The sequence below is a fragment of the Mesorhizobium yinganensis genome, from assembly GCF_040081985.1.
In the GTDB taxonomy this organism is placed as follows: Bacteria; Pseudomonadota; Alphaproteobacteria; order Rhizobiales; family Rhizobiaceae; genus Kumtagia; species Kumtagia yinganensis.
In genome coordinates this window covers 17,126-38,218 of the sequence record NZ_JBEBMH010000028.1, presented here as the reverse complement: position 1 = coordinate 38,218, position 21,093 = coordinate 17,126, and the positions used below count along the sequence as shown (strand labels likewise).

General features: G+C 62.6%; 17 protein-coding genes. 12 read left to right on the top strand and 5 right to left on the bottom strand.

The window, feature by feature from the left end:
* Positions 1-8: 8 nt before the first annotated feature.
* The 3 genes from ABMA59_RS30185 to ABMA59_RS30175 all read right to left on the bottom strand — a co-directional run bounded on the left by ABMA59_RS30185 (position 9) and on the right by ABMA59_RS30175 (position 3,465).
* Positions 9-1,070: an ABC transporter substrate-binding protein gene (locus ABMA59_RS30185; protein WP_349009085.1), complete on the bottom strand. Its 1,062-nt coding sequence runs from the start codon at positions 1,068-1,070 to the stop codon at positions 9-11.
* Between the two features lie 92 nt (positions 1,071-1,162).
* On the bottom strand, positions 1,163-2,275 hold the full coding sequence (locus ABMA59_RS30180; protein WP_349009084.1) for an LLM class flavin-dependent oxidoreductase: 1,113 nt from the start codon (positions 2,273-2,275) through the stop codon (positions 1,163-1,165).
* A 20-nt stretch (positions 2,276-2,295) separates the two neighbouring features.
* A complete protein-coding gene (locus ABMA59_RS30175; protein ID WP_349009083.1) occupies positions 2,296-3,465 on the bottom strand; it encodes an acyl-CoA dehydrogenase family protein in 1,170 nt (389 codons plus the stop codon).
* Positions 3,466-4,197: 732 nt separating this feature from the next.
* On the opposite strand from ABMA59_RS30175, the gene ABMA59_RS30170 reads away from it, so the two are divergent.
* Positions 4,198-4,875, top strand: a complete 678-nt coding sequence (locus tag ABMA59_RS30170; protein WP_349009082.1) for a peroxiredoxin-like family protein — start codon at positions 4,198-4,200, stop codon at positions 4,873-4,875.
* Between the two features lie 22 nt (positions 4,876-4,897).
* Positions 4,898-5,416: a cupin domain-containing protein gene (locus tag ABMA59_RS30165; RefSeq protein ID WP_425476002.1), complete on the top strand. Its 519-nt coding sequence runs from the start codon at positions 4,898-4,900 to the stop codon at positions 5,414-5,416.
* Positions 5,417-5,496: 80 nt separating this feature from the next.
* Here ABMA59_RS30165 and ABMA59_RS30160 read toward each other — a convergent pair whose 3' ends face one another.
* The gene (locus ABMA59_RS30160) at positions 5,497-6,255 is read right to left on the bottom strand and encodes a class I SAM-dependent methyltransferase (protein WP_349009081.1); all 759 of its coding nucleotides are present in this window, start codon (positions 6,253-6,255) and stop codon (positions 5,497-5,499) included.
* Between the two features lie 355 nt (positions 6,256-6,610).
* Between ABMA59_RS30160 and ABMA59_RS30155 the strand changes: the two genes are divergently transcribed.
* From ABMA59_RS30155 to ABMA59_RS30115, 9 genes are all read left to right on the top strand, one after another.
* Positions 6,611-7,723 (top strand): mandelate racemase/muconate lactonizing enzyme family protein, encoded by a 1,113-nt coding sequence (locus ABMA59_RS30155; protein WP_349009080.1) that lies wholly within the window; start codon positions 6,611-6,613, stop codon positions 7,721-7,723.
* A 431-nt stretch (positions 7,724-8,154) separates the two neighbouring features.
* A complete protein-coding gene (locus tag ABMA59_RS30150) occupies positions 8,155-9,111 on the top strand; it encodes a substrate-binding domain-containing protein (RefSeq protein ID WP_349009079.1) in 957 nt (318 codons plus the stop codon).
* Positions 9,112-9,179: 68 nt separating this feature from the next.
* On the top strand, positions 9,180-10,760 hold the full coding sequence (locus tag ABMA59_RS30145; protein ID WP_349009078.1) for a sugar ABC transporter ATP-binding protein: 1,581 nt from the start codon (positions 9,180-9,182) through the stop codon (positions 10,758-10,760).
* Positions 10,757-11,854: an ABC transporter permease gene (locus ABMA59_RS30140; RefSeq protein ID WP_349009077.1), complete on the top strand. Its 1,098-nt coding sequence runs from the start codon at positions 10,757-10,759 to the stop codon at positions 11,852-11,854. The genes ABMA59_RS30145 and ABMA59_RS30140 overlap by 4 nt, the downstream gene beginning before the upstream one ends.
* Before the next feature lie 25 nt (positions 11,855-11,879).
* Entirely contained in the window at positions 11,880-12,905 is a 1,026-nt protein-coding gene (locus ABMA59_RS30135; RefSeq protein ID WP_349009076.1) for an aldo/keto reductase, read from the top strand.
* A 405-nt stretch (positions 12,906-13,310) separates the two neighbouring features.
* Positions 13,311-13,742: a nucleoside diphosphate kinase regulator gene (gene rnk / locus ABMA59_RS30130; protein WP_349009075.1), complete on the top strand. Its 432-nt coding sequence runs from the start codon at positions 13,311-13,313 to the stop codon at positions 13,740-13,742.
* Between the two features lie 136 nt (positions 13,743-13,878).
* Positions 13,879-14,427, top strand: coding sequence for a GreA/GreB family elongation factor (locus ABMA59_RS30125; RefSeq protein ID WP_349009074.1), 549 nt, complete (start codon positions 13,879-13,881; stop codon positions 14,425-14,427).
* 601 nt (positions 14,428-15,028) lie between these two features.
* The gene (locus ABMA59_RS30120) at positions 15,029-16,282 is read left to right on the top strand and encodes an ATP-binding protein (RefSeq protein ID WP_349009073.1); all 1,254 of its coding nucleotides are present in this window, start codon (positions 15,029-15,031) and stop codon (positions 16,280-16,282) included.
* A gap of 250 nt (positions 16,283-16,532) precedes the next feature.
* Complete coding sequence (locus ABMA59_RS30115) at positions 16,533-17,390, top strand: transglutaminase family protein (protein WP_349009072.1); 858 nt, start codon at positions 16,533-16,535, stop codon at positions 17,388-17,390.
* Here the strand turns inward: ABMA59_RS30115 and ABMA59_RS30110 are convergent.
* Positions 17,374-18,678, bottom strand: a complete 1,305-nt coding sequence (locus tag ABMA59_RS30110; RefSeq protein ID WP_349009071.1) for a glucoamylase family protein — start codon at positions 18,676-18,678, stop codon at positions 17,374-17,376. The two genes, ABMA59_RS30115 and ABMA59_RS30110, sit on opposite strands and share 17 nt — an antisense overlap.
* A 265-nt stretch (positions 18,679-18,943) precedes the next feature.
* Between ABMA59_RS30110 and katE the strand changes: the two genes are divergently transcribed.
* On the top strand, positions 18,944-21,055 hold the full coding sequence (gene katE, locus ABMA59_RS30105) for a catalase (protein ID WP_349009070.1): 2,112 nt from the start codon (positions 18,944-18,946) through the stop codon (positions 21,053-21,055).
* Positions 21,056-21,093: the final 38 nt, after the last annotated feature.

The window sequence follows — 21,093 nt, the reverse complement described above, 5'->3', positions numbered from 1 at the left end:
CAGCCTCCTTACGCCGTCAGCACGTCCGCATAGACGCGGTCGGCAAACTGCTGCGGATCGGTCGAATGCTTGAACACCTGAACGTCGCGCAGTTCCTGCGCATAGAGCGCGATCTCCGTGCGCAGGTCGGCGCCGGTCGGGTTGTGGCCGTGCGTCTGGTCCTTCAGCACGCCGACAAAATCGGCGACCGTCTTGTCCTTCGGCGCCTGTGGCAGGAAGGCTTCGGCAGCGAGTTTCGGCTTGGCGACGGTAAGATCCTGCGCTTCGAGAAGGGCGCGGGTCAGCGCGGAGGCGGTCGGCAGATCGTCGCGGATCAGGCTGCCGCGCAGGCCGACGATGCAGCAGACGCGGTTCTCGAAGCCGTGATCGAGGTTGGAGGCGATCTGGATGTATTTGGGGTCCTGCAGCCAGAAATAGGCTTTTGGATCGCCGTCGGCGATGGCGTGGATCTCGCCCTTTTCGGCCGCCAGCTGCAGCAACTCGCCGGGATATTGCCGCCATTCGACGTCGGCGACCGGATCGATACCTTCCTTGTGCAGCAGGATGGAGAAGAAATTCTTGCCGGGGCTGGCGAGGTCGGAAATGCCGATCGTCTTGCCCTTGAGCTCGGTGAGATTGGCGATGCCGGCCGATTTTAGCGCGACCAGACGGGAGCAGCCGCCATGCGTGCCGGCGGTGATCTTGACGTCAAAGCCCTGCTCCAGGGCCTTCAGCCAGCGCAGGGCCATGCCGACGCCGCCATCCGCCTTGCCGGTGGCGATGGCTTCCAGCAGCGCCTCGGTCGAGGCGCCGAAATTCACCAGTTCCACCTCCAACCCGTATTTCGTGAAAATGCCGTGCTGCTGGGCCACGAACACCGGCGCCAGGCAAATGGCGGTGGCGTTGGTGGCGAATTTCACCTTCTTCAGCTCTGCGGCGGGTTCGGCGGCCTGCGCGAAGAGGCTGCTGGCGGAGACCGCGCCCAGCGGCGCGGCAAGGCCGAGCGCGCCCACCGTCTTCAGGAACGAGCGGCGGTCGAGACCGCCGATGAATGCGTTGCCGCGTGGCGATGCGAAAGTCTTCCAGGTCATCGTCGTTTCTCCTGCGCTTGGCTTGTCTGGTCGTCTGACTTGTCGGATTGATCGGACCGCGCGTGCCGTTCCCGGCGCCGCGCAAAATGCGCCTATTCCGCTGCCTGCACCCGCAAGGCGGCTGCTTCCCGCTCAGCGACGAGGGCGCGGACACGCGGGATGAGGTCTCGGCCGTAGTGGAAGGCGTCCTCCAGCGGATCGAAGCCGCGGATCAGGAAGGTGCTGACGCCAAGCCCATAGTAGTCGAGCATGGCGTCGGCGACCTGGTCCGGCGTGCCGACCAGCGAGGTGGAATTGCCCGACGCTCCGGTGAGCGCGGCGATCTCGGTCCAAAGCCGCTTGTCGAGGCGTTTTCCTTGCGCGGCGGCCGCCAGCAAGCGGCGCGAACCCTCGTTGGCCGGCTGGTGGGTCGGGCTGTTGCCCTTGATCAGCCTTTCGCCACTGGCCCGCAGAGCCTTCGCGCGTTCGAGGATGCGGCCGGCCTTGGCCCAGGCTGCCTCCTCGGTATCGGCAAGGATCGGCCTCAACGACAGGCTGAAGCGCGGCGAGCGGCCATAGGGAGCCGATGCAGAGCGGATGCGGCGGATCGTTTCGGCGACCTGCGCATAGGTCTCGCCCCACAGCGCATAGATGTCGGCATGCTTTCCGGCTACCGCGAGTGCTGCGTCCGACGAGCCGCCGAAATAGATCGGGATTCCGTCTGGACCCTGCGGCTTGACCTCAGAGAAGGCGCCGGCGACGCGGTAATATTTGCCCTCGTAATCGAAGGGTTTTGCGCTTGTCCATTCCTGGCGGACGATGTCGAGATATTCGCTGGTGCGGGCGTAGCGTTCGTCCTTGGTGAGATGATCGCCGTCCTGCGCCAGTTCCTGGTCGTTGCCGCCGGTGATGATGTGGACAGCGATGCGCCCGTCGCTCAGGTGATCGAGTGTCGCCAGTTGCCGCGCGGCGAGTGTCGGCGCCGTAAATCCCGGCCGGTGGGCGATCATCAGCTTCAGGTGCCTCGTGCGCTGCGTCACATGCTGCGCGACCAGGATGCTCTCCGGCGAGGTCGAATGGAACGCGAGCAGCACGCGGTCGAAACGGCCATTCTCATGGATGGCCGCCGCCGCCGCGATATGGTCGCGGTCGATGACCGGGCCGCTGCGAGGGAGCGTCTCGGACGCGTTGTGATTGCCGATGTAACCGATGAATTCGACTGGCATGGGAACTCCGTCTTTGCTGGTCAGAGGCCGAGGGCGAGCTTGCCGGCGGAAAGCCGAACCGTGTCTTCCTGCGGGCTGTGGATGCGCCCGCACAGCACGTCGCGGTGGTGGCGCTCGAGCGGGTTGTTGCGGGAAATGCCGTGATTGCCGGTCAACTTCAGCGCCTTCTCGACCGCGGCGATGGCGTTTTCGGTGGTGACGACCTTGATCAGCCCGGCTTCGGACAGGCTGAAGGGACGGCCTTCGTCGACGTCGCGCGCCGCCGAAGCAATCAGCCGGCGGTTGACGGCGATAAGCTCCTCGATCTCGCCGACCGCCTGCTGGATGCGGGGAACCGTGGCCAGCGGCGCGCCGAGATTGGTCGGCACGCGCTCCTTCAGGAAACGCACCAGCCAGTCGCGCGCCGCTTCCGCTACGCCGGTGTAAAGCGCGCCGGGCAGCGTGCCGAACCATGCCGCCTGCCCTTCGCCGCGCGTATCCCATTCGGATGGAAGGCGAATATCGGCGGCATGGTCGAAGGGAATGCGGACATCCTCCAGAACTACGTCGTGGCTGCCGGTGGCGCGCATGCCGAGCGGGTTCCAGGTCTTTTCGATGCGCAGACCGGGCGCATTGGCCGGGACCAGGAAGGCGCCGACGCGCGGCTCCGCCTCGTCGGTCCGCGCCCAGACGATAGCCCAGCTCAGGCCTTCCGCCCCGGTCGAATAGATCTTCCGGCCGCTGATCGACCAGCCGTCGGCGGTGCGCCGCGCCGTGGTGGCCGGTAGGCCGCCGCGCACCGGCGTTCCCAATTCAGGCTCGACACGGAAAGCATTGATAAGAGCACCGTTTTCCACCGCGTCGCCGATGACTTTTCGCACCAGATGCTCGGGCCAGCGGCCCTTGGGCAGCGTGGCGAGATTGATGTATTGCATGATCAATATGAGCGCGGTCGACGGCTCGCCGCGGGCGACTTCGCGAATGACGTCCGTGGCTTCGCCCAAGCCGGCGCCGCCGCCGCCGAACTCGGCGGGCGCCGTCAGGCCGATGAGGCCTGCCTCATGCAAGCGAAAGATGTTCTCGTGCGGAAAGGCGGCGCTCTCGTCGTATTCGCCAGCGGTTTCGGCGAAAGTTCTGGCCAGATCGGCAGCGATTTCCCCGGCAGTGCGGACGGAAAGCGTTGCTCTCGGACGCAGCGGAGTGACCGTCATATCGGCATTTCTCCGGCTCTGGGAGAGCACGCTCCAACCGGTTTCAAACCAAGCATGCAGATCCCTTCCTCATTGAAATTAAACGGCTTTCGAGACAAAAAGGCACTTTACGCCGCTCGTTTCGACCTCACGGCGCTTTAATGTCTATAATATTTATAGAATTTATTGATCTGTAGCCGTGAACGTTTCGAATGTCGGCGGCCGGTTAGAAAATCGTGCTTGGTGCGCAGCTATCCATGGAAACGGTGCGCCGTCGCCTTCCGGCCGCCGGCGCAGCGGAGGAGGTCTTGCACAACCGGGCGCCGGGCGCTGCGGCAAGTCCGGAAGACCAAGCGATTTCATGATCTTAACCCGAAAGGAATAGGTGGAAAGCCGCTTTGCGCTGACGCAGCCCCTTCGCGAGCTTGCCGCAATGGCACGTTCAGGCATTTCGGGCTGGCGGCGGTCCCGACCTGCCGGACCAATATGACCCAACCGGGATCGGCTGCGAGATCGCGGTTCGTCCCCGCGGGGACTCCGATCTCCAGAGCCGTTGATTGCCTGGCGTCAGGACCATCCCGACGCGGGAGCAGTCATTCGAGCTGCCTCTTTAGACAAATCGTTTCGCAGCGAAATCCCGTACGCAATTTCTTGCCTCGCGCTGCGACCCTGCAACCCTATCCTTTTGTAGATGCGATGGCTGGGCCATCGTTCAATCCGTTTCGGCGGCAAAATCCCAACATGGAGAAACCGATGGCAAGCGCGCAATCGCTCAACCAGATCCTCGCCGACTTCCAGGCCAAGCGGGCGGAGACGATGCCGGCCGACAAGTTGAAGATCAATGTCGACCAGCGGCGGCGGCTCGTCGAAACCGCCGACCGTTCGGCCTTCGTCAAAGCCGGCGACCACATCGAGTCGTTCGACCTGACGGAAGTGGATGCCGGGCCGCTGTCGCTTGAGGCAATCCTCAAAAACGGGCCGCTAGTCCTGATCTTCTTCCGCTTCGCCGGCTGTCCGGCCTGCAACATCGCCCTGCCCTATTACGACCAGTATCTCGCCCCCGAGTTGCGGCGGCTCAGGTCGACGTTGGTCGGCGTCAGCCCGCAGGTTCCCGACAGGCTGCGGCACATCAAGGAGCGCCACAATCTGGATTTCCTGATCGCGACCGACACCGACAATCAATTGGCGCGCCGCTTCGGCATCCTCTATTCCTTCGACGAACCGTCGCGCCGGGCTTCGATCGAGAGCGGCAGCCCGATCGGCGAGGTCACCGGAACCGGAACCTGGGAACTGCCGATGCCCGCGGCGATCGTCATCGACCGGACGGGCACGGTGCGGTTCGCCGATGTCAGCCCGGACTGGCTTGTGCGCACAGAACCCGGCGATATCATCGCGACCGTGCGGGAGATTTCAGAGCGCGCCGCCGCCTGAACTGGAAATAGGTGAGACGAACGTGAGCAAAGATCACAGCCACCACGGCCATCATCACGACCACGAGCATGAACACGAGCAAAGCCATGCTCCGGTCGACTGGCGCGAGCACGGGGTGAAGGTCATCCCCGGCAACTCGCTCGACCCCAACACGGCGCAGACGCCCGGCATGAACCGCGCCACGGCGATCAGCAAGGCACGGGCGGGTGCCGAAAAGATCTGGGCCGGCACGGTGACCATCCACGCCAACGCCAAGACCGGCGCCCATCACCATGGCGACCTCGAAAGCATCATCTATGTCGTAAAGGGCAAGGCGCGTATGCGCTGGGGTGAGAACCTTGAATATGTCGCGGAGGCCGGCCCCGGCGACTTCATCTTCGTGCCGCCCTATGTGCCGCACCAGGAGATCAACGCCAGCCGCGACGAAACGCTGGAATGTGTGTTGGTTCGCTCAGGCCAGGACCCGGTAGTCGTCAATCTCGACATCGAACCGATGGAGGCGCCCGAGGAGGTGCTGTGGATCGATCCCATTCATAGGTGAGAAACGGCTTGGCCGGGCGAGAATGGATGAACGCCGTACGCGATTGATCCGCCGCGTGGCGGTTACCTTGAACACTTGGTTCAGTCGGTGAGTTTCTGCCAAATGATGGTCTTGCAATCCGCGGGCGTATCCTTGGGCAGGAATTTGCATTCCAGCACCTTGGGGTAATAGGAATTGCCGTTCATGTATTTCCGCCAATCCTTGTCGATTGGCGTGCCCTTGGCGTCTACGGCGACCGCGATCCGCTGGCCGAAACGGTCATATTTGTCGAGCCATCCGTTTCGTCTCGGCATCGTGTGATGGACGGGATGCAGCTTGCCGGCGACAGTCGTCTGCTCGACGAGATAACAGGTGTTATAAATCGCCATATAGCCGCCGACGGTCAGCGCATCGAACATTGTCGAAACGGAATCATTGAACCGCCTGAACGGGTAGATGTGGTCGATCCTGTCGCGCGTGTGGATCGCCGGCCAATCGACAAGAACATTCATCGCGACGATCGCATCGAAAGGGCCGAGGCGCAGAATGGCATCGCGGGAACTTTCGAAAATATGGATTCCGGCTTCCGCGCACTCTCCGCGCGCGATCTCCAAAGCGTCGGCATCCACGTCGCATCCGTAAACCTCGGCGGAAGGCGCAAGCCGCTTGAGGTCCAACGGCTCGATGCCCTTGGAGCATCCGAACGAGAGCAACTTCAACCGGTTCGAATTACCAGCCGCCAAAATGGAAACGATCCGTTCAAAGGTGCGGTCGTTGCGGCGGGGGAAGCTATATGTCGATTTCTGCGCCGGCCACTCAGCATCCGCGTTTGGCTCTCTGGCGATTTCGCCGGTACTCAATGCCCCGCCCCCAGAGGTCTCTTCGCAATGCCCGCGAGATGAAAATTGACCACCGGCGATTAACGAAGATCGGGATGGACGGCAAGGATATAGAAGAGCAGCCGGGGTTAGGCGTCACCACAGCGGCGCTTTCGCCGCAGTTCTTGGGGGCATATGAACGTGCTTCCGCATTCGAGGTGCCCATCGTGCCGCGGCCGCCCATGCTCGGCCCCGCTCCCGGAGCCTAACGGCACACTCGGTCTGCTGAGGCCTCGAAACTCCGCGCCGACCGATCCTTCATCGCCTATCGGCCCTTGCTGTTTCCCGCTAGAAGCAGTTTGACCGATTGCAGAGAACGAACGGAGACGGCGCGCCGATGAAGATCAGTGCGATCAATGCCTGGCGTATGCTGCAGCCTTTCGTCGCCGGGCCTTACCGGATGTCGAAGGGGCGGCACGCGGACTCTTTCGATTCCGTCATCGTGTCGATCACATCCGACGACGGCGTCACCGGCTGGGGCGAGATGGCGCCGCTCGGAACGTTCTATTCCGCCGCCTTCGCGGCCGGCGCCGAGGCCGGCGTGGCGGAAATCGCGCCGCATCTGCTGGGTCAGGACCCGCGCGCCCTGGCGCAGATCGGCCGGCTGATGGATACGGTGTTCAAGGGCCACCCCTATGTGAAGTCGGCGCTCGACATGGCCTGCTGCGACCTCGCGGCGCGTAGCGCCGGGATGCCGCTGGTGACCATGCTCGGCGGGCGCGAGAGCGACACCGCCGAACTCTACAAGGTGGTCACGCATGGCACGGCCGCATCGATGGCCGACCATGCGAGACGGATCATCGCCGACGGCTTCAGGCGCATCCAGGTGAAGGTCGGCGGCGATGTTCACGGCGATATCGAACGGGTCGTGGCGGTCGCGGCGGCGGTGCCGGTGGGAACAGTGATCTTCTGCGACGCGAACGCGGGCTGGACACCTTTCCAGGCGCGGCAGTTCGCCGATGCGACACGGCAGATCGACTATGCGTTCGAACAGCCCTGCGGGACGATCGAAGAATGTCTCTCGGTCAGGCGCATATTTGCCAAACCCATGGTGCTGGACGAGTCCGTGCAGTCGCTGCAAGACCTGCTGGAAATCCAGCGCACCGGCGCGGCCGACGGCGTCACGCTGAAAATCTCCCGGCTGGGCGGCGTGTCGCGCACGCGGCAGTTGCGCGACCTCGCGGTCGATCTCGGCCTGATGGTCACGGTCGAGGATACGGGCGGCGCCGAGATCGACACGGCGGCGATGGCGCATCTTTCGCTGTCGACGCCGGAGGAGCGGCGCCTGCACGCCATCGCCTTCCATGAATGGGTGACAGTGCGGACCGCGTCGAACGCGCCGCCTGTAAACGGGAGCCGAATGGGCATTCCGGACGGTTTCGGCCTCGGCATCGACGTCTTGCCGGAATTGCTTGGCGTGCCGTTCCTCGACTTGTCGGCAAGCCGGTAGAGATCCACGCGGCCGCGGCGACCCCGATCACATCGTCATATCGCGCGCCGGTCGGTTGGACCGGAAGCCTTTTCGCGTTCCATGTTGGCGCGCCGCCTTCCCGAATAGCGCTTCGCGAATGACGTCCATCCACAAGCGTCGGCGCGCCGAAAAAAGGCCGATCATGTTGGAAACGATCCAAACCCCTGAAATAGCCTAGAAAGCGAAATCTTCTTATTAATTTCAATTACTTATTATAACGAAACACTTCATCGACCCGAGTGTCCAATGTTCGGTTGACAACATTTATTGAAACGATATCATTTCACAAGCCGTGCATTCTGGGAGGTACGAGCGAGCCATCAAAGTCGGGAGGACTTGGCTCCGAGCTCGAATAATACCGGCCCGACCGATTTCGGCGGGATCTTGCAGGCCAACAGGGAGGAGTTTTCATGCGCATGCTCAAATGGGCCGCGTCTGCCGCTCTCGCGGTGGCGTTGGCCACATCAGCCGCTTCGGCGGAGGACTACAAGATCGGCTATTCCGTGTTCTGGGGCACCAATCCGTTCCTCGTGACGATGGTGAACGGCGCCAAGAAATCGGCCGAGGAGTGGAAGGCCAAGGGCGTCAATGTCGACCTCATCGTCACCAATGGCGGCGATACGGACAAGGCCAAGCAGGTATCCGACCTCGAGGATCTGAACGCGCAGGGCATCGACGGCGTGCTGATCTTCCCCGGCGACAGCGTGATGGTGGCCGAGCCGATCAAGAACACCTTCAATGCCCAGAATATCCCGGTAGTGATCACCGACATCGGCATCCGTTCGGGCAAATATGAAAGCCTGATCATCACCGACAACTACAAGGGCGGGCAGCAGGCAGCCGACTACATGGCGACGCTGCTTCCCAAGGGATCGAAGGTGGTGACGCTCGACCATGCGCCGACCAACGACAACGGCCAGACGCGGCAGAGAGGTTTTGAGGAACGCGCCAAGGAACTTGGTCTCGAGGTCCTGCCGGAGCAGCCGGTGGCGTTCCTGACGCTCGACGCTGGACGGCAGTCGATGGAGGACCTGCTCGTCTCCGAACCCGACGTGAAGGGCGCTTTCGCCTTCAACCAGCTCGTCATCCAGGGTGCCTATCAGGCGCTGGAGCAGGCCAAGAAAGCGGGCGAAGTCAAGCTGATCGGCTTCGACCTCGATCCGGTCTCCTACAAGATGGTGCAGGACGGCAAGATCGACGCGCTGGTCGTGCAGGACCCCTACAAGATGGGCTACGAAGGCATGAACATCGTGCTGACCAAGCTCGGCGGCGGCGAGGTTCCGCACGACGTCGGTCTCGGCACAAAACTGCTGACGAAGGACAACGCGGCCGAGTTCGCCGAAGATCCCCAGGTGACCGGAAAATAACGCCACGCCATGCCGGCCGGAATCCGCGAGGGTTCCGGCCGCTTGTGCCAAAGACTCCGGACCAAGCCGTGCAAGCATCGACCGACCGAGCCGAACTTCGAGCCTCTGGAGCGCATCTGCCGGCGACCGAGTTGTTGCGCTGCCGCGGGCTGGTGAAGAGTTTCGCCGCCGTCAGGGCGTTGCGCGGCGTCGATTTCGCGATCGCCGCGGGCCGCGTGCGCGGTCTCGTCGGCGAGAACGGTGCCGGCAAGTCGACGCTGGTCAAGATCATCGCAGGCGTCTACGCGCCGGACGCCGGGACGTTCGAACTCGAAGGCGCTCCGATGCATTTTTCGGGCGCCGACGACGCGCTCGCCCGCCGTATCGTCACCGTCCACCAGGACATCAACCTCGTCCAGACGATGACGGTGGCGGAAAACCTGCTGCTGAACAACGAGCCGACCTACGGTTTTGGCATCATCCGGCGACGCGCGATGGCCGAAAAAGTGTCGCAACTGCTGCGCCTCTACGAGATCGACGTCGAGCCCGACGCGGTCGTCTCGGAACTGCCCAACGACCTCAAGAAGATGGTGCAGATCGTCAAGGGCGTGTCGCTCGATCCGAAAATCCTGATCCTCGACGAACCGACATCCTCGCTCACCGAATCCGAGGTGCAGGTCGCGCTTCGTCTGATCCGCCGCCTCGCCGAAAGCGGCGTCGGGGTTGTGCTGATCTCGCATTATCTCAACGAGATATTCGCCGTCTGCGACGACCTCACCGTCATGCGCGACGGCGAAGTGGTGGCCGACGGCCCGGTGGCGGAAACCAATCTGGCCCAGGTTGTGACGGCCATGGTCGGACGGCACGTCGAGACGCATCGGCGCGCGGAAGCGACACCGTCCCGGGCGAAAGAATCCAGTCCGCTGATGCGCGTCGAGGATTTGAGCATCCCCGGCCGACTCGACGCGATCAGCTTCGAGCTTGGACACGGCGAGGTGCTGGGCGTAACCGGGCTGGCCGGTTCTGGGCTCGGCGAACTTGCCAAGGCGATTTTTGGCGCCGACGCAAGCGGCCGGCTCGGCGGGCGTGTCATCCTCGACGGAAAAACGGTCCCGCCGCGCGACCCGGCGGCATCGCTGAAGGCGGGACTTGCCCTGATCACCGGCGACCGCCGGCGCGAGGGCCTGCTTCTCGATTTCACCCTGAAAGAGAACATCTGCCTGCCGATCCTGTCGCGTTTCACCGGCGCGGCGGGACGCCTCGACGGCTCGGCGATGACCGAGGCGACGACGCGCAACATTACGCGGCTGCACATCCGCGCGCCCGGTCCCGAGGCGCTTGCCTCGCAGCTTTCCGGCGGCAACCAGCAGAAGGTGCTGTTCGCCAAATGGCTGGAGACCCGGCCGAAGGTGTTCGTCATGGAGGACCCGACCATCGGCATCGATGTCGGCGCCAAGGCGGAAATCAGGGCCATCATCGACGAGATCGCAGCCGCCGGCGTCGGCATCGTGCTGATCACCACCGAACTGGAAGAACTGGTGACGCTGTGCGACCGGGTGCTGGTGATGTTCCGCGGCCAACTGGTCACGGAACTTACGGGCGCGGCGATCCGGCGCGAATCCATCCTGCACGCCGCGGCCTGCGGAGAAGAACTGGCGGTTCCAGCATGACGAGCGTCACCTCCCCTCCGCCGGCGCTCGAACCGAGCCGGCTGATGAGCCGGCTGAAACGCTCCTACAGCCTGATCCAGGCGCTGGGCGTGCTTTTGGCGCTGATCATCCTCATGCAGATCGCCAACGACCGTTTCCTGTCGCCCGTCAACATCGGCAATCTGCTCGGCCAGATGACGGTGATGCTGATCGTCGCGGCCGGCATGACGATCGTGATGATCGCCGGCGAGTTCGACGTCGGTGTCGGCTCGGTGGTCGGCCTGTCGGCGGCGGTCGCCGGCTGGCTGATGGTGCGCTGGTTTCCGGTGCCGACGGCGGACGATCAGGTCTGGTGGATCATCGTGCTGGGGCTGACGGTTCCGCTGCTCATCGGTCCGGTGATCGGGTTCTTCGCCGGCCTGATCGTCACCAAGGCACTGATCCCGTCCTTCATCGTCACGCTGGGCACGCTGATGATGGCGCGCAGCCTCACCCTGGTTGTCACCCAGGGCCAGCCGATACCCGACATTCCCAATGTCATCCGGGCTTTTGGCCAGGGCCGCTGGGTGCAGATTCCGCTGCCTTTCAATTTCAGCGGGCTGCTGGAGTCCGGCTCGCTTGGCGATCTGTTCGTCTGGCTGCCCGTGCAGAACATCGTGTGGGTGGCGGTCGTCGTCTACGCGGCGGCGTGGTTCCTGATGGAGCGCACCTCGTTCGGCAAGCGCGTCTACGCGGTCGGCTCGAACCGCACCGTCGCCATGCTCTCCGGCATACGCGCCGACCGGGTGAAAATCATCTGCCTGATGATCGTCGGCTTCACCGCCTCGCTCGGCGGGCTGGTCAGCATCTCGCGGCTCGGCGCCGTCTCGCCCAATACCGGCGAGGGCCTGGAGTTCGAGGTCATCGCCGCCGTCGTCATCGGCGGCACCAGCCTGTCCGGCGGCCAGGGGCGCGTGCTGCGCACCGTGATCGGCGTCGTCATCATCGCGCTGACCCGCAATTTCCTGAATTTGGCGCGCATCGAGATTTTCTGGCAGGGTTTTGCGACCGGAGCGATCATCCTCGCCGCCGTGCTGCTCGAAGCCTTGCAGCGCCGCATTTCGCGCCGCTCCTGACGGCCACAGAAACGGAGACCTTTTGATGGAACCCACGCAAAAGCGCGTCCTCGGCAAATCGGGCGTGTCGGTCACGCAACTCGGTTTCGGCGGCGCGGGGCTCGGCGAACTGTTCGTCCGAGTCGACGAGGCGACCGCGGCTGCCACGCTCGCGGCGGCGTGGGACGCCGGCATCCGCTACTTCGACACCGCGCCCTATTACGGCAGCGGTCTCAGCGAAATGCGCAACGGCCGGCTGCTCGACAACAAGCCGCGCGGCGAGTTCGTACTGTCCACCAAGGTCGGCCGTTGGTTCTATCCGCCGGCCGACCCCGACAATTTCCGGGCGCCGGGCTGGGTGGGCGGCCTGCGTTTCGCGCATGTCCACGACTACTCCTATGACGGCATCATGCGCGCCTACGAGCAGTCGCAGATGCGGCTCGGCATGAACCGCATCGACCTTCTGATCATCCACGACCTCGATTTCTGGTTTCACAAGACGGAGGCCAACGTCTCCGCCTATCTCGCGCAGCTCTACACCTCCGGCTGGCGGGCGCTGGACCAGTTGCGGTCGCACAAACTCGTTGGCGGCATCGGTGCCGGCATCAACGAGCTCGGCATGATGCCGCGCTTCCTCGACATGCTCGATCTCGACTTCTTCCTCGTCGCGCTGCGCTATACGCTGCTGGAACAGGAGACGCTGAAGGCCGAGCTGCCCTATTGCGAGCGGCGCAATGTCGGTATCGTCATCGGCGGCGTCTACAATTCGGGGATTTTGGCGACCGGCGCGGTCGAAGGCGCGAAATACAACTATGCAGACGCGACGCCGGAAATCATGCAGCGCGTCGCCAAGATCGAGGCCGTCTGCAAGGCGCACAACGTGCCGCTGGCGGCGGCCGCCCTGCAATTCCCGCTCGGGCACAAATCGGTCGCCGCTGTCATTCCCGGCGCCATCCATCCGGACCAGGTCCGCCAGAACGTCGAAAGTTTCAAGCAAACCATTCCGCCGGAGCTATGGTCCGACCTGAAGGCGAAGGGGCTGCTGGCTGAGGACGCGCCTTGTGACTTCTGAGGGAGACGTGCAGAAGCCCGTCCATTCGACGCTCCTTCAAACCGCGCTGCGTTCGCGCGATTCTTGGACGGCATGACTGTCCCTGGAACCGAAAGTGGAACCGAACCCCGCACTGCCTGGTTCGCTGCGCGATCGGCGGCATCCGGGGGGGCAAGCCGTCCGTATTGACTTTCGCGGCTGGAGTGGCCACGTTTGATGCCATGAACAGCACCGGCTGCCACCTTCTGCTTCTGACCAGGGTCTGCCCCATCGCGGGCGACTGACCCCCGGCCTGGGCGCGTCGCGGTCCGGCCGAGGGGCGGATCGTTATCGGGGTCGTCAATCCGACCGACAGCGGCAATCACATTCCAACCAACCGCAAGATGCTGCGCCCGCTGCGTGCGAGCGCATGGCTATGAGGTTCCCATGGCAAATCAGAACGACAAGCGGCGCAAGCCTCCGATCACCATTCTCCGCTCCGACCATGATGCGCTGACGCGGCTCGCCGGAGCGATCGCCGACAGCAACCCCGCCGTGTCCGAGGAACTCCTCTTTGAACTGGACCGCGCCAGGATCGTCGATGCCGCCCATCCCCCGGAGGGTATGGTGCGAATGGGCTCGACGCTGCGCTACACGACCGATACCGGCGAGGATCGCAACGTGACGCTCGTCTATCCGGCGGAGGCGGATATCGAGTTTGGACGCGTCTCGGTGCTCACCCCGATCGGCGTCGCGCTCATCGGCCTTTCGCAAGGGCAATCGATCGACTGGACGGCGCGCGATGGCCGCATTCACCGGCTGACGGTCGAAAGCGTTGGCCCGGCGGTGGCACGGAAGGAAATGCGGCAGGCCTCTTGATGCCGATGTCGCGGCTCGCCCTCTTCGGAGGCTGTCTCATCGCAGGATCGTGACCCCCTGTGCCGCATCGCGGCCAGGGGCTTCCCACCTTTGTCACGAACCGATCCGCTTGCGCCGCGGGCGATGGAGATTTGCGATGCCGCACGATTCCTTCATTCTCACCACAAAGGACTTCACGATTCTGGAGGTCATGTTCGACCGCGGCCTTGCGCCGACCGATGCCATGACTGCGCTGCTGCGCCGCAAGCTCCAAGCGGCGACAGTGGTTTTCCGCGACGACATCCCGCCGTACGTGGCGACGCTGAGCAGCCGGATTTCTTTCTCCGTCGACGCTGGCGCCCCAGACAGCCGCATCCTGTCGCATGATCGAATGAACGCGCCAACGGGACTGTTTCTGCCGATCACGACCATCCGAGGCCTGGCGTTGCTCGGGCTGTCGGAAGGACAGGCAATCGGCGTCCCCAACGATGAGGGTACGGATAAACTCATCCTGCTTGAGCAGGTGCTCTATCAACCCGAGGCCGCCCGGCGCGAGAAGGATGCCATCGCCGGACGGGCCACACCCGAGATGAGACGAGCCTCGTTGCGGGTCATTCCAGGAGCACTCGCACCTGATCGGCGGCTCGCCATCCACAGCCTGAATTTATCCGACGACGGCGACGATCCAGGGCCAACCGCAGCCTAAAGTGCGTTCGGATGGGCCAATATCATTCCCACTCGATCATCAACGAGGCATCTTAGTTATTGATATACAACATTTTTTTTCATGATCAAAATCGAAAACACCGTCGTTTTTACCGTCAAATCTAACTATGGCCTATGGTTGAGGAATTTGGGGTCGCTAGACGCGGCATTCATGTCGTGTGCTGCATCATCTATCGATAGGACCAACTCACTGATAAGTCACTGATTTTTCTGTACGCACTCAAACTCTCGGTCCAGCAGCGCTCGCTGCAATACATCATCAACAGGCAACGGACCCAGAACTGTCAACCCGTAATTAGTTGATATAAAAGAAAAACTTCTATGATTAGACGGCGGCTCCAACCGAAGAAAAATGACGGTATTGCGTTTTGGTTAGATCCGCCCCGAGCTAAGGGGGCGGTTCGCATCGCGCCGTGTTCTCGATGGATAAAAATTCGCACGTTGCTCCTCCCTATGCGACCAGTAGGTTTTGGTTTGCAGCCGAGCCTTGCGCTAGCAAACGCGTCTTTTCCTTTGATCTTCCTTAGAATCAGTCGCCTGTTCACTTTAAATTGGTCGGAATATGAGTTAAAGATGGACGCATGGCCAATTCGACATCGTCGCGTGCTTTCATCGATCGCAAGGTCCGTCCGCTCGTCGAGACCGCGCTCGCCGACACGCGCGTTGTCCTGATCACCGGCCCGCGGCAGGCGGGAAAGACGACACTCGCCCGACAATTCTCCGGAGCCGATCGACCTTACATCACGCTCGATGACGCTGGCGCATTGAGCGCTGCCCGCGCCGATCCTATCGGTTTCATCAGAGGGATCGAACAGGCCGTCATCGATGAAGTCCAGCGCGTGCCAGAACTCATGCTGGCGATCAAGGAGAGTGTCGATCGGGACGATGCACCGGGCAGGTTCCTCCTGACCGGCTCCGCCAACATCGCCGCTGTCCCTGCGGTTGCAGACTCCCTTGCCGGCAGAATGGCGACGATCTCCCTCCTGCCCTTCGCCCAATCGGAAATCCACGCCACGCCAGGACGTCTTCTGGATCGCCTGTTCGCAGGTGAGGAACCCGCGGTGGATGGAAACGCGTTATTCGGTGACGAATTGCTCACGATTGTCCTGCGAGGCGGCTACCCGGAAGCTCTACGCAGGTCGACTTCCGCGCGTCGTACTGCCTGGTTGGAAGACTATGTGACCCAGATCCTCGATCGGGATGTTCGCGACATCGCCAACATCGACCAACTCGATCGATTGCCTCGTTTGCTGGAAGTCCTCGCCGAACATGCGGGGCAACTGGTCAATCATTCCAGTTTCGGCGCAGCTCTCGGTCTGTCGAGCGTCACGGCACAGAAATATGTGGCGATCCTCGAGCGGCTCTTTCTTGTGAAGACCTTGGTCCCGTGGTCGAGCAACCGGTTGAGCCGCCTCATCAAGACGCCAAAGCTGCACTTCCTAGACAGCGGGCTCCTTGCGACATTGCGCGAGGACGAGGAAGAGGCGCTCAAAAAGGATCGCTCCCGGTTCGGGGCTTTGCTCGAGAGCTTCGTTGTCTCCGAGCTTCTGAAGCTGGCGTCGTGGTCGGAGCGACGGGTCTCGCTCTCGCACTACAGGACCAAGGACCAAGATGAGGTTGACGTGGTGGTCGAGGACCGTCGCGGCCGCATCGTCGGCATCGAGGTGAAAGCCTCGGCAACGGTACGACCGCAGGACTTCCGGGGACTGCGCCAGTTGCAGGACGCGGTCGGCGATCGGTTCGTGCGCGGACTTGTCTTGCACGATCATGACCGCGTCACGCCATTCGGCGAGAAACTACAGGCGGCACCCCTATCGGTCCTTTGGTCGATGTAGTTTCTTCGAACGGTTAGCTTGCAACAGCGACAGGCCGAGCCGGTCGGCCTGTCACTCGAAAAGCTGGTCCCGTCGTCAAGGAGCATCGGTTGGCCGTCGGACACGCAGTACCTCCATACTGCACATCAATTTGTGCATCGCAGCAACGATCGCGCGGCAGGGGCGTTCTGCATAGCATAAGCGGCGATTTCGGCCTGTTCCGAGGACTTCGCTTGAAATCACAAGATGATCATGGGGGCCGGCGGCATATATGAGACTGGCGATCCATCATAGGACGACCTATCGCTACGCACGTCCCGTCGTGCTCCAGCCGCACCGGATGATTCTGCGCCCGCGCGGTAGCCATGACATCGCCCTTTTGTCGAGTTCGCTGTCCTGCTCGCCCGTCGCGGAACTCGAATGGACGCAGGACGTCTTCGGCAATCTGATCGCGACCGGCATCTTCTCGCAGCCAGCCAGCGAACTGGTCATCACAAGCGAGTTCACGGTCGAGCAGTCGGCGGTGGCGTGGCCGGTATTCCGGATCGCGCCCGAGGCGCATTCCTTCCCGTTCACCTATTCCCCCGACGATATAGCCGATCTGGGCGCGCTTCGCATTCCGGAACATGGTGACCCGGAAGGACGGATGGGTGGATGGGCGCGCGCGTTTGTCAGCGGCGCGTCGACCGACACGCTTTCACTGCTGAAAGACCTCAATGCCGGCATCCTCGGCTCGGTGGCCTATCGCGTGCGTGACGAGGAAGGGACGCAGGCGCCGCTGGAAACGCTGGCGCTGGCAAGCGGCTCGTGCCGGGACATCGCCGCGCTGTTCATCGAGGCGGTCCGTCATCTCAGCGTCGGCGCCCGCGCCGTCTCGGGCTATCTGTTCGATCCGCAGCAAAGGGCTGACGACCCCGGATCGACCCATGCGTGGGCGGAGGTCTATCTTCCCGGCGCTGGATGGATCGCCTTCGATCCTACGCATCGCCGCCTCGGCGGCGCCAACCTCATCCCGGTCGCCGTTGCCCGCAGCAATCGCCAGATCATGCCGATCGTCGGCGGCTATATCGGCACGCCAGGGGATTTCCTCGCCATGGATGTCGCTGTGAGGGTCAGGCCGGAATCATAGCGATTGCACTACGAGCCTGCGACAGATGCGGGCTTGTGAAGCCTAGCCTTAGCAGACCGGCTTGCACTTCCGGAACGCTCATGAAGAGGCTCCAGAGCAGGCCACTGCGGAAATTCTCGATCATGATGACGATCGGTCCCTGATTGATCGCCAAATAGGTGCGCGCATACCAGTCGCGGCTTTCGCAGAACGCATCCACGAAGCCGAACCGACCCTGCATGCGATGCTTCGGCCTCGTCAGGAAATAGCGCAGCGCGCGCAGCGCCTCATCCGGCGCGTAGGGAAGGCTCGAAAGCGCAGCGCTTGGCGTGATCACTCCGAAATCCCTGGCTGGCGCATGCGCGACATACCCCTTCGGGCCGTGGCTGGAAGTCAGCCCCCAGCAATCAGGCCCGTATCCCGCATGGCCGTGTGGATTGGCGACGCAGTGCGCATAGTTGATGCGTGTGTGGCGAACATTCTGCTGCCAGTAGTCGGCATGGCGATCCGTGAGCCCTCGCGGGTCGAGACCGCAGAAGGAATAGTGCGCGATGAACAGCGGGCCGCCATGATCCATACCGAGCGGCAGCTCGATGCCATGGTAGCTTCGCCCATTGCGGAAACCCGGCCCTGACGCGAATCCCCCGTGATAGACGTCGGCGTCGATCTTATTTTCGGGCGCGCCGGCGGCAAGCACAAAGGCCAGCAGACCCTCGTTCCAGCCGGCGATTTTCCGATTCATCGCCCAGCCGTGCCTTGGGCTCCAGTGCCAGTAGAGATGGTTTCCTCCGTCCCGCCTGTACCAGTCCCACTCGGCTTCGAGCCAAAGCCGGTCGATCAGATGACGAAGGTCTCGTTCGGCGGTGCTGTCCCTGTCGAAATACTGGCGGACGCAGAGAAGCCCCTGGAACAGGAGCGCGCTTTCCACCACGTCCCCGCCATCGTCCTTGCGGCTGAAGGGAATGGTCGCTCCGGTCCGCCCGTTTATGAAATGCGGGAACATGCCATGATATCGCGGTGTCCGTTCCAGGCATGACAGGATCGTGCCGAGCCGGCTCACGGCATCGTCGCGCGAGATCCAGCCGCGCTCGACGCCGACGACCACCGCCATGACGCCGAAGCCCGAGCCGCCTATGGCGACGAGGTCGTTATTAGGGTCGCCGGTGGTTTTCTGGCGATCGCGTGCAAGCCCGCTGACCGGATGGGCGCCCTCCCAAAAGAAGCGGAACGTCTGCCTCTGGGCCAGATCGAGGAGGTCGTCATCCGTTTCAGAAAGCCGCGAGGCAAAGGCCTCCATTCGCAGGTTCATGAGAAGATCAATAGACGGCATCGCTGCGATCGGCCAGAACGCAGATCGCAGCCATGTTGGAGCCCGCACTGTCACTCCATAGGCATCGACCGAATAGCTCTTCGTCGTGGAGCGACCGGACCTTTCTGGTCCTCGCTCCGAGGGCTGCTAAATTGAGAACGCCCGTTCCATTCTTTTCAAGCATCTCCAAGACTATAGGAACCGGATGCCGGCCGTTTCATTGAGAGTGATGCGCATTGCGCACATCTCTCTCAAAGGAATTTCCATGGCCAAGAGCGCTAGACAGTTGCCGGGCACGCCCGCGACGATCCATGACCAGAAACTTGAGCGCGGCAATGGCGGCGAGCTGCACCAGATCGCGGAAGGCGATGCTCCTATCCTGACGACGGCTCAGGGCGTTCCGGTTGCCGACGACCAGAACACCTTAAAGATAGGCGAGCGCGGACCGACCCTGATCGAGGACTTCCACTTCCGCGAGAAGATTTTCCACTTCGACCACGAGCGCATCCCGGAGCGGGTGGTGCATGCACGCGGCTACGGGGCGCACGGGTATTTCGAGACCTATGAGTCGCTCGCCAAATATACGCGCGCTGACATTTTCCAGCGTGCCGGCGAGAAGACCCCTGCCTTCGTCCGCTTCTCCACTGTGGCCGGCAGTGAAGGGTCCGCCGACCTCGCCCGCGACGTGCGCGGCTTCGCCGTCAAGTTCTACACGCAGGAGGGCAACTGGGACATCGTCGGCAACAACATCCCAGTTTTCTTTATCCAGGATGCCATCAAGTTTCCCGACATCATTCACTCTGTAAAGCCGGAGCCCGACCGGGGTTTTCCGCAGGCCGCATCCGCCCACGACACTTTCTGGGACTTCATCTCGCTGACGCCGGAATCCATGCACATGATCATGTGGGTCATGTCCGACCGGGCGATCCCGCGCTCCTTCCGCTTCATGGAAGGTTTCGGGGTGCACACCTTCCGTTTCCTCAACGCGAAGGATGAGTCGACCTTCGTCAAGTTCCACTGGAAGCCCAAGCTCGGCCTGCAGTCGGTGGTGTGGAACGAGGCGGTGAAGATCAACGGTGCCGATCCGGACTTCCACCGTCGTGACCTCTGGGAGGCGATCCAGTCGGGCAATTTCCCCGAATGGGAATTGCGCGTCCAACTCTTCGATCAGGACTTCGCCGACAGTTTCGACTTCGACGTGCTCGACCCGACCAAGCTCATCCCCGAAGAGGTGATCGAGCCGATCGCGGTGGGCCGCCTGGTTCTCGACCGCATGCCGGACAACTTCTTTGCCGAGACCGAGCAGGTCGCGTTCATGACGCAAAACGTACCGCCCGGCGTCGACTTCTCCAACGATCCCCTCCTTCAGGGCCGCAACTTCTCCTATCTCGACACGCAGATCAAACGGCTCGGCTCGACCAATTTCACGCACCTGCCGATCAATGCGCCGAAATGTCCGTTCCACCATTTCCAGCAGGACGGCCACATGGCCATGCGCAATCCGGTCGGGCGGGTGAACTACCAGCCGAACTCGTTCGGCGAAGGTGCAAGGGAATCGCCACAGAGCGGCTTCCGGTCATTTCCCGAAGCCAGGGATGGCCAGAAGGTCCGGCTGCGCTCGGCAAGCTTTGCCGATCACTACAGCCAGGCGCGCCTGTTCTTCAACAGCCAGACCGCGCCAGAGCAGAAACATATCGCCATGGCGCTGACCTTCGAATTGAGCAAGGTGGAGACGCCGGTCATTCGCGAACGAATGATTTCACATCTCCTCAACATCGACGAAGGACTGGCCGAAACGGTCGCCGACAAACTCGGTATCAAGGAACTACCCAAGCCAGCGGACGCCGCAGTTGCGCCACGCGACGATCTCGAACCGTCACCGGCGCTCAGCATCCTCGCGAACGGATCGGATAGTTTCGCGGGCCGCAAGATCGGAGTGCTGGTCAGCCCTGGCGCTGACGCGTCGCTTCTGAAGAAGCTCAGAACCACGATCGAGAAAGAAGGCGCGACGATGGAAGTCATCGCTCCAAGGGTTGGCGGTGTCGAAGCGGCGGACGGAACTACAATCCCCGCCAAGCACATGATAGATGGCGGGCCTTCGGTCCTGTTCGACGCCGTGGCGCTGATCCTCTCCGAGGAAGGTGCCGAACGCCTCACAGGCGAGGCCTCGGCGCGCGACTTCGTCGCCGACGCCTTTGCCCATTGCAAGTTCATCGGGTTTACGCCCGGCGCCGCGACGCTGTTGCGGAAAGCCGGCGTCGATCCGGACGCCGATGAGGGACTGATCGGTCTCGGCGATGCGAAGGCGATCGCCGGGTTCATCGAGTCCTGCCGAAAGCTCCGCCTCTGGTCTCGAGAGGCGGCGGTCAAGCTCTAGACGGTTGCCTGAGCAGGGCCGAGGGAGCTGGCCAAGGC